Below are 13,500 nucleotides of genomic sequence, written 5' to 3'. Positions count from 1 at the left end.
CCGAACCCGAAACGCGATCAGTGAGGGGCAGGCTCATACTGCCCCTCCTATTTTGTGCTCTTGCGCCCAAGCAATCACGTCGTCGCGGTCGTACCGCACAGTGCGCTCGCTCCAATAGATCGCGGGCGGCACATCGCCGTCACGTTTCCATTCGTAGAATTTCGATTCCGAAATGCCGACGAAGTCGCACACCTGCTTGGGTGTCATGAGTTTTGGGAGTTGGGTCTTCTGCTCGAGTTGTTCGATGCGCTTTTCGAGCGTGCGCAATAGGTTGGCTGAATCCATAACAACAGATCCTTTCGTCATGCCCTTAATCAGACAGACGCTCTCTGTTGCTGTGCGACGGAACGAGCTTCATAAAACCAAGCCGCATCGCGTCGCCGCGTACTTGGATATGCTGTGCACTGCCATCATGGCGCGCGCCTCACGGCGGGCATTTAGTGCAACTCCAATGTAGTGTAGGGCAAATTTTCATTCAATGTCGAAAGCAGGTTCTACCTTAATGCGTTCGAAGAATACCGTTTCAATCATGTCGGGCGCGCTCTTGCCGACGCGGGTTGTGTACTTCGAGAGCATTTTTCCATCGCCCGAAGATGACTTGTCTCCGCGCAGGTAGTGCATGATGTGATCACCCAACAGAGCCTCGTTGCACGCCTCTTGGAAAAACTTCCGCGTGTCTTTCGCCCGAATGACGGGGACGCGTTTTTCGCCGATCTTGGCTTTGAGGGTATCAAGGCCATGCCCGCCCCCAACGTATCCTGTTGCGGATGAAGCGGGGAAGACCCAATCACTGTCCGTCAGGCGTATTGCCTGCAACGCTTCGGCCACGCTTGCCCCAATAGGAATGACGTGATTGCGGATGCCTGACTTTAGTTTGGGAAACACAAGCTCACGGCGTTGCAGGTCAACGAAGCCGTGTCTGCCGTCGCGTTCCCAACGAAGCGAGCAGACGTTTTCGGAGCGGATGCCCGTGAAGAACATGACCACCCATGCCGTTCCCATAATCACATTCTGCTGCCGTTTCTCCCATATCGCGCCCCAAACGGTCGAAAGGTCTTCTCGTTCGAGATCGCGGTTGTCGTCGCATAGGTCATACCAAATCGGTGGCTGTTCATTTGCGTCGGGGACAGTCACGTTCTCAACCGGGTTCTTGCCGGGTAGGCGTTTGAATGCTGACGACAACGCCACCCGAACATGGCGCTTGGTAGCAGCAGAATTGTCCCCACGCCCCGTGTCGATGGCGTTCACCGCGCTTTGGATCATGATCGTTGAAACGTCCGTTGGTGATGCGTCCATGATCTCGGGCACCCATCGGTCGAGCTTCGTCGTCATGTCATTTCTGTGCCTGTCCGACATTTTGCCTTCCGACTGTCGCGTTGTGCAGTGATGCTCCCAAGCGTCCCGCACCGTGCGGATGTCTGAGGATGCGACGCCTGTGTGATACTCAGTCAGAGCTGCAATCTTCTCGAAGGCCTGCGCGGCAGTCGTTTCGGGGAAGGTCGCCTTGAGCGCCTTTTGCTGTGATCGCCCGTTTAAACGTCCTTTGAAATACCACGATGCTGCGCGCTTGCCGACGCCGAGGTAGAGGCACGGGTATTTGTCGCCGTCATGCGAGTACCAAATCGTGCCTTTGTCTGGTTTGTTCTTCGCGGCGTTGCGAACCTTGGGCACACTGTCGAGGTTGATGGCGGTCGTCATGGGCAATCTCCGTCTCTTTTTCAAACGCATTTTCAAACGCTACGCAACACTTAGACGGATCAACATGGACAATCAACCAACTGATTATCGTCTGAAAAATGTGGTAAAGTATTGTTTTTGCAATTTAATCGCACCAAGCTGGACTTGTTGAATAAATCTTGGTGTCTGATTTGTAATCAGTAGGTCCGCGGTTCGAGTCCGTGTGGGGGCACCATTTTCACCACAGTTTGCATTTCTGACGCGGCCTGTTTGCTGGCTGCGCTGTCCGATTGCGGGTCCCCTTGGTGGCATTCAATGAACGCCTCTTGGTTTTGGAGAAGAGGCTATGGATTTGGTCTTTGCTGACCTGTCCTGACGTGGCATGGCCGCGCTGGGGTGTTTTCATTTTTTCCTCTTTACCAACGGCTAAGTGGGCAAAACTGCGGGTTGAGTCGTGAAGGGCATCTTCTGCGACGCGGGCCGGCATATTTGTGGGCTGTCGGTTCTGAACTCAATCTTGTCCAAAAGCGCAAAAGTGCCTGTGGTGAAAATCGCTGTTTATGGGGGGGGAAAGAACAGGAGCCCCCATGCGTTATTCCGCCCTGAGATTGATCAAGGAAAGCCTGACCGGGCACAAAGGCTGGCGCCCGCACTGGCGCGATCCCGAACCGCAGGACGCGTATGATTATGTGATCATCGGCGGCGGCGGGCACGGGCTTGCGACGGCCTATTACCTTGCCAAAGAGTTTGGCGGTGCGCGGATTGCAGTTCTGGAAAAGGGCTGGATTGGGGGCGGCAATGTGGGGCGCAACACCACCATTATCCGCTCGAATTATCTGCTCGACGGGAATGAACCGTTTTACGAATTTTCGCTGAAGCTGTGGGAAAACCTGGAACAGGATCTGAATTATAACGCGATGGTCAGCCAGCGTGGAATCTTGAACCTTGTGCACACGGATGCGCAACGCGATGCGGCGCGCAGGCGTGGAAATGCGATGATCCTGAACGGGTCAGATGCGGAACTCTTGGACGTGGACGGGGTGCGCGCCATGTACCCGTTCCTGAACTTTGACGACGCCCGTTTCCCGATCAAGGGTGGCCTTCTGCATCGGCGCGGCGGCACCGTGCGCCATGACGCGGTGGCCTGGGGCTATGCGCGCGGTGCGGATCGCCGCGGTGTGGATATCATTCAGAACTGCGAGGTCACTGGCTTTCGCATTGAAAACGGTATCTGCCTTGGTGTGGAAACCTCGCGCGGGTTCATCGGTGCCAAAAAGGTCGGCGTGTCGGTGGCGGGCAATTCCAGCCGGGTGATGGCGATGGCGGGGATGCGTCTGCCCATCGAAAGCCACGTGTTGCAGGCTTTTGTGTCCGAGGGGCTGAAACCCTTTATTCCCGGCGTGATCACCTATGGCGCGGGGCATTTTTATTGCAGCCAATCGGACAAGGGTGGGTTGGTGTTTGGCGGCGACATCGACATGTATAACTCCTATGCCCAGCGGGGGAACCTGCCGGTGGTTGAAGATGTGATTGAGAGCGGCATGTCGCTCATTCCCGCGCTTGGGCGCGCGCGTCTTTTGCGCAGCTGGGGCGGGATCATGGATATGTCGATGGACGGCTCCCCTTACATTGATAAGACCCATATCGACGGGCTCTATTTCAATGGCGGCTGGTGTTATGGCGGCTTCAAAGCAACGCCTGCGGCGGGATACTGCTTTGCCCATCTTCTGAAAACCGACCGCCCGCATGACACCGCCAAAGCCTATCGGCTGGATCGGTTTATGACGGGCCACATGATCGACGAAAAAGGGCAGGGTGCCCAACCTAACCTGCACTGACCCCCTGCGACTGAAGGAACTGAAAAGATGATCATCAACCATCCGCTTCTTGGGCCGCGCGACGCGCAGGAGTTCACCTATCTGGGCGACGCCAGCCTGATCAACCGGCCCTATTGGCTGTCGGAAAACGCCCTTCGCGAATTTCACGACTATCTTTACCTGCGCGACAACCCGGCGGGTGAACATCGCGAGCTATGGTTCCACGAGCAGGGCGACCGGTCCTGGCTGGTGGTCACCCGCAACACAGTGACCCATGAGATCCTGAATGTGGAACTGGCGCGTGAGGTCGCCCGAAAACATGCCATGACCCGTCCGCAGCCGGAGCCCGCATAATGTCCCAAATAAACCGTCTTACCGGAGGTCTGATCAGTCGCGCGGCCCCTTTGAACTTCACCTTTGATGGCAAAAGCTATCAGGGGTTTGAGGGCGACACGCTTGCCTCGGCGCTGCTGGCCAATGGCGTGCGCCTGATGGGGCGTTCGTTCAAATATCACCGCCCGCGTGGGCCGCTGACCGCCGGATCAGAGGAACCCAATGCGCTGGTTGAACTGCGCTCTGGCGGGCGGCAAGAACCCAACACCCGCGCCACTGTGGCCGAGATTTATGACGGGTTTGAAGCCAATTCGCAAAACCGCTGGCCGTCACTGGAACGGGATGTCATGGCGATCAATGATCGCTTCTCAACCTTCCTGAGCGCCGGTTTCTACTACAAAACTTTCATGTGGCCCAAGGCCTTTTGGGAAAAGCTGTATGAACCGATCATCCGCAAAGCTGCGGGCCTTGGCAGCCTGACGGGCGACGCGGATCCCGATGCTTATGACAAGGGGTTCCTGCATTGCGACCTGCTGGTCATCGGTGCGGGACCGACAGGTCTGGCCGCCGCCCTGACCGCGGGACGCGCGGGGGCACAGGTCATTTTGGCAGATGAAGATTTCCAACTGGGGGGTAGGTTAACGTCGGAAACGACCCCGCTTGCTGACATCTCCGGCACGGATTGGGTGGCGCAGAACCAGGCCGAACTGGCCAGCCTGCCGAATGTCCGTGTGATGCCGCGCACCACCATCTTTGGCGCCTACGATCACGGCGTTTACGGCGCGGTGGAACGCAATGCCGACCATATGATCGCGCCCGCAGCGGGCAAACCGCGCCAGACCCTGTGGCGGATTTATTCAAAACGGGCGCTGATCGCGACCGGCGCGATTGAACGCCCGATTGCCTTTGAAAACAATGACCGCCCCGGCGTGATGCTGGCGGGGGCGACCCGCGCCTATGTGAACCGTTGGGCCTGTACCCCCGCGCAATCGGTTGTGGTTTTCGCCAACAACGACAACGCCCATCAGACCGCCCGCGACCTGATCGCCAAAGGGGTCGCGGTGCCCGCCGTGGTGGATATTCGCCCGGAGGCCCCAGCCATTGACGGCACAGAGGTGCTGGCTGGTGCGCAGATTGTGGACACCAAGGGTCGTTTGGGGCTGACTTCGGTTACGATACGCCTGTCAAGCGGCCAGACCCGCGAGATCCCCTGCGGCGCGCTCGCCATGTCGGGTGGCTGGAACCCAAACCTCGGCCTGACCTGTCATCAACGCGGTCGCCCGGTGTGGAATGACGCCATTCATGCCTTCATACCGGGGCAGGGGTTGCCGGTCGGGCAGATCGTGGCGGGGGCAGCGATGGGGGATATGTCGACCCATGCGGCCCTGACCGGCGGGACGGAAAAAGCCATCGAAGCGCTGGCGGATCTGGGGATCACGGCCAAGGCACCTGACCTGCCCAAGGCCGAGGACGCGCCTGTCGTACTTACCCCGTTCTGGCACGTTCAAGGTGCCAAACGCGCCTGGCTCGACTTCCAGAACGATGTGACCGTGAAAGATGTGAAACTGGCGCATCAGGAAAACTTCACATCCGTTGAGCATCTGAAGCGCTACACCACGCTGGGCATGGCGACCGATCAGGGCAAGACCTCGAATATGGGGGCGCTGGCGGTGATGGCGGAACTGACCGGGAAATCAATTCCGGAAACTGGCACCACCATCTTCCGCCCGCCCTACACGCCGGTCGCCATGGGCGCACTGGCGGGTCGCGCTGTGGGCAAGGAATTCCACCCGACCCGCCTCACCCCCAGCCATAAATGGGCTGAAGAACAAGGTGCGGCGTTTGTCGAGGTGGGCAATTGGCTGCGCGCGCAATGGTTCCCGCAGGAAGGCGAAACGCATTGGCGGCAATCGGTGGACCGGGAAGTGCTGCAAACCCGCAAATCGGTGGGCATCTGCGACGTGACCACGCTGGGCAAAATTGACGTGCAAGGGGCGGATGCGGCGGCGTTTCTGAACAAGATCTACGCCAACGGTTTTGCCAAACTGCCGGTTGGCAAGGTGCGCTATGGGTTGATGTTGCGCGAAGATGGGGTGGCCTATGATGACGGCACGGCCGCGCGTCTGCGGGACGATCATTTTGTTGTCACCACCACCACCGCCAACGCAGTTCTGGTCTATCGCAACATGGAGTTTGCCCGCCAATGCCTGTGGCCCGATCTTGACGTGCAGTTGATTTCGACCACCGAAGCCTGGGCGCAATATGCCGTTGCCGGCCCCAATGCGCGCAAGCTTTTGCAAAAGATCGTCGACCCGGAGTTTGACATTTCAAACGAGGTCTTCCCCTTTATGGGCTGCGGTGAAATCACAGTCTGCGGCGGCTGTCGCGCGCGTCTGTTCCGCATCTCGTTCTCGGGCGAGCTGGCCTATGAAATTGCCGTGCCGACCCGCTATGGCGACGCCTTGATGCGCGTGTTGATGGCGGCGGGGGAAGAGTTTGACGTGGTGCCTTATGGCACCGAGGCGCTGGGCGTGATGCGGATCGAAAAGGGCCATGCGGCGGGCAATGAACTGAATGGCACCACAACCGCGCTGAACCTTGGGCTGGGGCGCATGGTATCCTCCAAGAAAGACTGCATCGGCAATGTGCTGTCGCGTCGCGACGGGATGAACACAGAAGACGCGCTGAACCTTGTGGGGCTGCGTCCGGTGGATGCATCAAAACCCGTGCCAGCTGGGGGGCATCTGATGAACGCCTTTGGCCCCGTCGATGCCGCTCATGATCAGGGCTATGTGACCTCTTCCGCTTACTCGCCCATTCTTGAAAGCTCGATTGGACTTGGGTTCGTGAAATCCGGGTTTGACCGGATGGGCGAACAACTCCGGCTGGTCAACCCCTTGGAAGAGCAAGAGATTTTGGTCGAAATCGTCAGCCCGCATTTTGTGGATCCGGAAGGGGAGAAGCTCCGTGCATAAGTTGAAACCGATCACGCCCCTGGGCGCGAACAGCCCGCGCGTGGATCAGATTGGCACCATCACCTTCACCGAAGTGGTGGATCAGGCGCTGGCATCCGTGGCTGCACGCGAAGGCCAGTTGGATGCGCTTAGAAAAGTGTTTCCATTGACCTTGCCGGACGTGGGGACGTCTGTAACGCAAGGCGATTTTGCCGCGTTCTGGACCGGTCCTGATCAGTGGATGATTGCTGCTGATCACGACCAGCACGAGTTGCTGGCGGGCGAGCTGAAACATATGGTCGGTAACACGGCATCGGTTGTGGAACAGACCGATGGCTGGTGCCGGTTTGATGTGTCCGGGGCCGCGCTCTGCGACCTCTTTGAACGGCTGTCCAATGCGCCGGTGCGGATGATGCAGCCGGGCGATGTGATCCGGGGCACGGTTGAGCATTTGGGTGCGTTTTTGTGGCGGTTGGACGATACCCGCATGGCCGTGATGGGGCCGCGATCTTCGGCGGCGTCCCTGCATCACGCTTTGGTCACTGCGGCCCGATCCATCGCTTGAATGCAAGTATCATGAGGGCAGCGCGTCGCTGCCCTTGACCCGCATCGAATTCTTGGCCCGCCGGTCGCTGATCGGCGTCACGCCAAAGCTTTCGCGGTAATGACGCAGGAAGGCGCCGGGGGTGGCGTAGCCCACCATGAAGGCCACTTCGGTCACCGGCGTGTTGGAGTAAAGCACCAATTGGCGTGCCTGTTTCATCCGCATTTTTCTGTAGTATTTCAAAGGGCTCTGCCCCGTGGCGTCTTTGAAGCTGCGTTCCAGTGACCGGGTCGAGACCCCCACCGCATGCGCCACATCGCTGATCTGGATCGGGCTTTCGATATGTTCGGCAAAATGCTCGATTGCCTTGGCCACCTGCTTTGGCAAAAGATCCTGGCTTTTCGCCGTGTCATGGGCAGGCGTCTTTTGCGACGCCGCCGCGCTGCGAATATAGGGGTGCTGAAACCAACAGGCCACCTCGGCCATGATGTCGCCCCCCAGGCGCGTCTCGATCAGGCTCAGCATATGGTCGAACCCGGCAGACGCGCCAGAGATGGTGGTGAAATTGCCCTCGTCGCAGATCACCGTGCTTAGCGCTGGAATATCAGGGAATTCGCTTTGAAACGCGGCCTCGTAACACCAATGCACCGACAGCGGATCTGACCCGGTCAGCCCGGTTTCGGCCAGGGCAAACACCCCACCGCTGATGGCCCCCAAACGTGTGCCGGTGCGGCGGATCCTTTGCAGGGCGGCATTGGCGCGGGGGGGCGCGGCAAAGCGCGCGTTGGGGCCGGCTGCGAACAGAAGAAGATCCAGCTGACCCGCGTCGGACAGGATGCAGTCCGGTGCAAAACTCACCCCGGCCGAGGACAGGACCGGGGCAGTGTCTTCGGCAATCACCTTCCAGTGAAATGCCTCTTGCCCAGAAATCTCATTTGCGGCGCGCAAGGGTTCGACGCAAGAGGTCAGGCAGGCCATGGGGAAGCCGGGAAAGATCAGGATACCCAGGGTGAAGGGCACCGCAGGTGAGGCGCTGTTGCCAGTCATGTGGGGGCCCCCACCAAACGCTTTTGTGAAAATTCTGCTGCGCATTCCAGGATGTGGCTTTCGAGCAGGCGGGCGGCGGGCGACAGGGCAGAATCAGCGCGCCGCAGCAAGTGAATGTCACGTGTTGCCTGTGGGTTTGCGAGGGGGCGAAAGACCAAGCCGGCGGAATTGGAGGTTCTGACGGCCATTTCCGGCAAGATTGTGATGCCAATACCGGCATGCACCATGCCGATGATCGAGGTCAGGTTGTGGGCAGACAACAACGCTTTTTCATGCAGGGATTTGGAGGCCTCGGCGCCGATCCCGGCGGACAGGCTGTTGGCGATCAGCCGCGCGCCCGCAAGGGCGTCCCACCCCACCGGACCCGTGTCCCGCGCAAGCGGATGGGTGGGGGCACAGATGACGCCAAACCGGTCGGACATAAGATGCTGGCTGAGCAGACCCACGCTGTTTTCCCCCAGGGTGGCGACGCCGATATCGATCCTGTTGCGCGACAATTCGTGCAGGATCGAGCTGGAATCCATATCCCGCAATTCGATATCCACATTGCCGTAGTCCTTGATATGGCGGGAAAAAACCTGCGGGATGATGGTGCCCGCAACCGAGGGCACGGTGGCGATGCGCACATGCCCATGGGTGGCGCGGGCGAACCCTTCGATGGCTTTGACCGTCTTGTCGAACTGCTGCAATTCCCGTTCAGCCTGTTCCAGAACATAGCTTCCGAGCGCGGTGAGTTTGCTTTTTCGATCCGTCTCAAACAAGGGTTCCCCAAGATGGGTTTCCAATTGCTTGAGCATCATCGACACAGCCGACGGCGTGCGCCCGAGCACATCTGCAGCGTCGCTAAGATTGCCGCTGCGGGCCACCGCCGCGAAGCCGCGAAGCAGTTCGATTTTCAACGCCATTTGCAGCTCCTTTCGCGATAACTTCAAAAAATCTGAAATTACCTTCAAGAATTTGAGTTTGATTGAAGTCACAAAGAAAGTCCATACCTGTGCCAACTGAAATTTTGTGTGAGGCGACACATCATGACCGATATTCAAAAAAACCTGATTGCTGGCGAATGGCTGGCGGGCGAAGGCGAAATTGAAAACCGCAACCCGTCGGATCTGTCCGATCTGGTGGGCATCTTTGCCCAGGCCAGCAGTGACCAGCTGGAAGCGACCCTTGATCAGGCCAAAGTGGCGCAGCGCGAATGGGCGGCCTATGGCATGGAACGCAAACAGGCGGTTCTGAACGCGATCGGTAACGAGCTGATCGCGCGCTGCGAAGAGCTGGGCACGCTGTTGGCCCGCGAAGAAGGCAAGCCGTTTGCGGAAGGCAAAGGCGAGGTATACCGCGCCGGTCAGTTCTTCACCTATTATGCCGCAGAATGCCTGCGTCAGATCGGTGAAAACGCGGATTCGGTCCGCCCGGACATCGAGATCGACGTGCGCCGCGAGGCCGTGGGCACCGTCGCCATCATCTCTCCCTGGAACTTCCCGACCGCCACCGCGTCTTGGAAAATTGCACCGGCGCTGTGCTACGGCAATGCCGTGGTATGGAAGCCAGCCAATGTGACGCCCGCCTCGGCTGTTGCATTGGCCGAAATTATCAACCGTCAGGACATTCCGAAGGGTCTGTTTTCGCTGGTGATGGGCGCGGGCCGCGCGGTTGGTCAGCGTCTGGTGGAAAGCCCGAAAGTGAACGCAATTTCCTTCACCGGGTCCGTGCCGGTGGGCAAGGGCATTGCGTCTGCCGCGATCCAGAACCTGACCAAAGTTCAGATGGAAATGGGGTCGAAAAACGCCTTGGCCGTGATGGATGACGCTGATCTGGATCTGGCCGTCACGCTGGCGCTGGGGGGTGCTTTTGGCGGCACCGGGCAGAAATGCACCGCGTCCTCGCGCCTGGTGGTGCATGAAGCGATCCACGACGCTTTTGTTGAAAAACTGGTGGCCGGTACGCAAGCGATGAAGGTGGGTCATGCGCTGCACGAGGGCACCCAGATGGGGCCGGTTGTGAGCGAACAACAGCTTTCGGAAAACCTCGCTTATGTCGATCTGGGCAAGTCGGAAGGCGCTGAACTGGCCTGTGGTGGGGCACGTCTTGAGATGCCGCATGATGGGTTTTACATGTCGCCGGGCGTGTTCCTAAACACCACCAACGACATGCGCATCAACCGCGAGGAAATGTTCGCGCCGCTGACCGCCGTGATCAAAGTGGGCAGCTATGACGAGGCACTGGCCACGGTGAATGACACCAACTTTGGCCTGACCTCGGGCATTGTGACCAAATCGCTGGCCCGCGCCACGCATTTCCGTCGCAACGCTCAAACTGGTGTTGTCACCATCAACCTGCCGACGGCGGGCACCGATTATCACGTGCCGTTTGGCGGCCGGGGCGACAGCTCTTACGGGCCGCGCGAGCAGGGCAAGGCAGCGGCTGAATTCTACACCACCGTCAAGACCGCCTATATCAGCGCAGGCCCGGTCTGATGCGTTCCGGATACCTCATTGACGGTCTTCAATACGCCAACTGGTCCGAGAAGATCTTCCGCCAGCTTCGTGAAGGGGGCGTGGATGCGATCCACGTCACCATCTCGTATCACGAGAACTTCCGCGAAACGGTTCTGAACTTCGAGCGCTGGAACCGCTGGTTTGAGCAGTATCCGGATCTGATCATGAAGGGACAGTGGGCCAGCGACATTGACGTGGCCCGCGAAACCGGGCGCACCGCCGTATTCTTCGGCTTCCAGAACCCGTCGCCCATCGAAGATGACATCGGTCTGGTCGAGATTGTGCACACCCTTGGCGCACGCTTCATGCAGTTGACCTATAACAACCAGTCACTGCTGGCGACCGGCTGTTACGAGGCCGAAGATGCGGGCATCACCCGCATGGGCAAACAGGTCATCCGCGAGATGAACCGCGTGGGCCTTGTGGTGGATATGAGCCATTCGGCGGACCGCTCGACCATCGAGGCGGCAGAGCTGTCCGAGCGCCCAATTGCGATCACCCATGCCAACCCGCATGACTGGCAACCCGCGCTGCGCAACAAGAAAGATGCCGTCATTCGTGCGGTCACGGAAAACGGCGGCATGTTCGGCTTTTCGGTTTATCCGCACCACCTGAAAGACAAGGGCGACTGCACGCTGACAAGCTTTTGCGAGATGATTGCGCGCACCGCAGACACCTACGGCGTGGAGCATCTGGGGATCGGCACCGACCTGTGCCAGGACCAGCCCGACAGCATCGTGGAATGGATGCGCGTGGGTCGCTGGACCAAGGACATCGACTATGGCGAAGGGTCTGCGTCAAACGCTGGCTTCCCGCCGATGCCCAGCTGGTTCGAAGACAACCGCCATTTTGGCAACATCGACATGGGTCTGCGCGACGTGGGCATGAGTGCCGACGAGGTCGCAATGATAATGGGCGGCAACTGGTACCGCTTTTTTGCAGAGAACTTTGGTCCGCAAGCAGGACGCTGACGGATCCGGGGAGAGTGAAACCTTTGGCTTGGAGCGAACAGGACAGGCCAAATTCTGGGAGGGATAGATGTCGGAAGCATCTATGGAAACAAACGTGACGGAAAGCCGGATCAACAAACCGCTTTTCCTGATCTCGGGGGGCTTTATCGCGGCCTTCTGTATCGCCGCATTGGTCAATCTTGACGCGCTGTCGGCGGCGGTGGACTGGGGCTTTACCGTCTCGGCCACCTATTTCGGGCTTTATTGGCAGGTGCTGCTTCTGGCGACCTTCCTGATCGGTCTTCTGCTTTGCGTTCTGCCGGGCGGCAAGGCAATCATGGGCAATCTGGCGGCACCCGAGTTCACCATGTTCCAATGGGGCTCGATGATCATGTGTACGCTCCTGGCGGGCGGCGGTGTGTTCTGGGCGGCTGGCGAGCCGATTGCCCATTTCCTCTCTTCGCCGCCGCTTTACGGCGCAGAAGGGGGCACTGCGGCGGCTGTGAACCCGGCGATTGCGCAAAGCTTCATGCATTGGGGGTTTCTGGCCTGGGCCATCCTTGGCTCGCTGACCACGGTGATGCTGATGCATTACCACTATGAAAAAGGTCTGCCGCTGGCGCCGCGTACGCTGCTTTATCCGGTGTTTGGTGACAAGGCCATCAACGGACCGATTGGCCTGATTGCAGATGCCTCTTCGATCATTGCCGTTGTGGCGGGCACCGTGGGGCCGATTGGGTTCCTCGGTCTGCAAGTGAGCTATGGCCTGTCCGATCTTTTCGGCATTCCCGACGTCTTCGCCACGCAGTTTGTGGTGATCGGGGGCCTTGTGGCGATCTACACCATCTCGGCCATGACCGGCCTGTCGCGCGGCATTCAGCTTTTGTCTAAAGTGAACGTGATCCTGGCCGCCGCCCTTTTGGTGTTTGTGCTGCTGGCCGGCCCCACTGGGTTCATCTTCGGCTCGTTCTTCTCGGGCTTTGGCACTTACGTGGGCAACTTCTTTCAGATGGCGCTTTATCGCGGTGATGCTGGTATCTTTGGCGCACCCGGCTGGCTGGGGTGGTGGACCGTGTTCTTCTGGGGCTGGTTCATGGGCTACGGCCCGCTGATGGCGATGTTCATCGCGCGTGTGTCGCGGGGCCGGTCGATCCGCTCGATCATCATCATGTTGTCGATTGTCGCACCGATTGTAACCAACTTCTGGTTCACCATCATCGGCGGCACCGGCATCGCGATGGAACTGGCCGAACAAGGCGCGATCTCAACCGCGTTTGAGGGGTTCAACCTGCCCGCCGCCCTGCTGGCGATCACCAACAACCTGCCGATGGGCTTTCTCGTGTCACTCTTGTTCCTGATCCTGACCACGATCTTCGTGGCCACGACGGGCGACAGCATGAGCTACGTGATCTCGGCCACGATGAGCGAAGGGGACAACCCGCCCGCCATGGTGCGCGTCTTCTGGGGCGTGGCGATGGGGATCATGGCGGTGATCCTGATTTCGGTCGGCTCTGGCGGTGTCTCGAAACTGCAAAGCTTCATCGTGGTGACCGCGGTCCCCGTGTCGCTGATCTTGCTGCCCTCGCTGTGGGATGCCCTGCGCATCACGCTGGCCAAAGGCCGCGAAAGCTAACTGCTGTTGGGCGCCCCGTGGCGCCCAACCATCCCCTCGCATTTTGC

The 13,500-nt window shown here is 59.2% G+C and carries 11 protein-coding genes; 7 read left to right on the top strand and 4 right to left on the bottom strand.

The window, feature by feature from the left end; all coding sequences use genetic code 11:
* Window positions 1–33: 33 nt before the first annotated feature.
* Together ACP15V_RS11715 and ACP15V_RS11710 are read right to left on the bottom strand one after the other, a co-directional pair.
* Window positions 34–285 carry a helix-turn-helix transcriptional regulator gene (locus ACP15V_RS11715; RefSeq protein WP_424943889.1) on the bottom strand — a complete coding sequence of 84 codons (252 nt, stop codon included), beginning with the start codon at window positions 283–285 and terminating at the stop codon, window positions 34–36.
* A gap of 186 nt (window positions 286–471) precedes the next feature.
* Window positions 472–1,698, bottom strand: coding sequence for a tyrosine-type recombinase/integrase (locus tag ACP15V_RS11710; RefSeq protein ID WP_424943888.1), 1,227 nt, complete (start codon window positions 1,696–1,698; stop codon window positions 472–474).
* 566 nt (window positions 1,699–2,264) lie between these two features.
* Here ACP15V_RS11710 and ACP15V_RS11705 point away from each other — a divergent pair.
* Genes ACP15V_RS11705 through ACP15V_RS11690 form a run of 4 tightly spaced genes read left to right on the top strand, consistent with a single transcriptional unit; the run spans window position 2,265 to window position 7,346 of the window.
* Window positions 2,265–3,515 (top strand): sarcosine oxidase subunit beta family protein, encoded by a 1,251-nt coding sequence (locus ACP15V_RS11705; RefSeq protein WP_424943887.1) that lies wholly within the window; start codon window positions 2,265–2,267, stop codon window positions 3,513–3,515.
* Between the two features lie 27 nt (window positions 3,516–3,542).
* On the top strand, window positions 3,543–3,848 hold the full coding sequence (locus tag ACP15V_RS11700) for a sarcosine oxidase subunit delta (RefSeq protein WP_424943886.1): 306 nt from the start codon (window positions 3,543–3,545) through the stop codon (window positions 3,846–3,848).
* Complete coding sequence (locus ACP15V_RS11695; RefSeq protein WP_424943885.1) at window positions 3,848–6,802, top strand: sarcosine oxidase subunit alpha family protein; 2,955 nt, start codon at window positions 3,848–3,850, stop codon at window positions 6,800–6,802. Before ACP15V_RS11700 ends, ACP15V_RS11695 begins: the two co-directional genes overlap by 1 nt.
* Complete coding sequence (locus ACP15V_RS11690) at window positions 6,795–7,346, top strand: sarcosine oxidase subunit gamma (protein WP_424943884.1); 552 nt, start codon at window positions 6,795–6,797, stop codon at window positions 7,344–7,346. Before ACP15V_RS11695 ends, ACP15V_RS11690 begins: the two co-directional genes overlap by 8 nt.
* Window positions 7,347–7,355: 9 nt before the next feature.
* Here ACP15V_RS11690 and ACP15V_RS11685 read toward each other — a convergent pair whose 3' ends face one another.
* Window positions 7,356–8,372, bottom strand: a complete 1,017-nt coding sequence (locus tag ACP15V_RS11685) for a GlxA family transcriptional regulator (RefSeq protein WP_424943883.1) — start codon at window positions 8,370–8,372, stop codon at window positions 7,356–7,358.
* A complete protein-coding gene (locus ACP15V_RS11680) occupies window positions 8,369–9,277 on the bottom strand; it encodes a LysR family transcriptional regulator (RefSeq protein ID WP_424943882.1) in 909 nt (302 codons plus the stop codon). Before ACP15V_RS11680 ends, ACP15V_RS11685 begins: the two co-directional genes overlap by 4 nt.
* A gap of 123 nt (window positions 9,278–9,400) precedes the next feature.
* Here ACP15V_RS11680 and ACP15V_RS11675 point away from each other — a divergent pair, with 123 nt between their 5' ends.
* The 3 genes from ACP15V_RS11675 to ACP15V_RS11665 all read left to right on the top strand — a co-directional run bounded on the left by ACP15V_RS11675 (window position 9,401) and on the right by ACP15V_RS11665 (window position 13,453).
* A complete protein-coding gene (locus tag ACP15V_RS11675) occupies window positions 9,401–10,849 on the top strand; it encodes an aldehyde dehydrogenase family protein (protein WP_424943881.1) in 1,449 nt (482 codons plus the stop codon).
* A complete protein-coding gene (locus tag ACP15V_RS11670; protein WP_424943880.1) occupies window positions 10,849–11,841 on the top strand; it encodes a membrane dipeptidase in 993 nt (330 codons plus the stop codon). Before ACP15V_RS11675 ends, ACP15V_RS11670 begins: the two co-directional genes overlap by 1 nt.
* Before the next feature lie 67 nt (window positions 11,842–11,908).
* On the top strand, window positions 11,909–13,453 hold the full coding sequence (locus ACP15V_RS11665) for a BCCT family transporter (protein ID WP_424943879.1): 1,545 nt from the start codon (window positions 11,909–11,911) through the stop codon (window positions 13,451–13,453).
* Window positions 13,454–13,500: the final 47 nt, after the last annotated feature.

Origin of the sequence: Aliiroseovarius crassostreae (assembly GCF_049803815.1) — a bacterium.
Lineage (GTDB): Bacteria > Pseudomonadota > Alphaproteobacteria > Rhodobacterales > Rhodobacteraceae > Aliiroseovarius > Aliiroseovarius crassostreae_A.
This window is presented reverse-complemented; position numbering and strand designations above follow the sequence as displayed.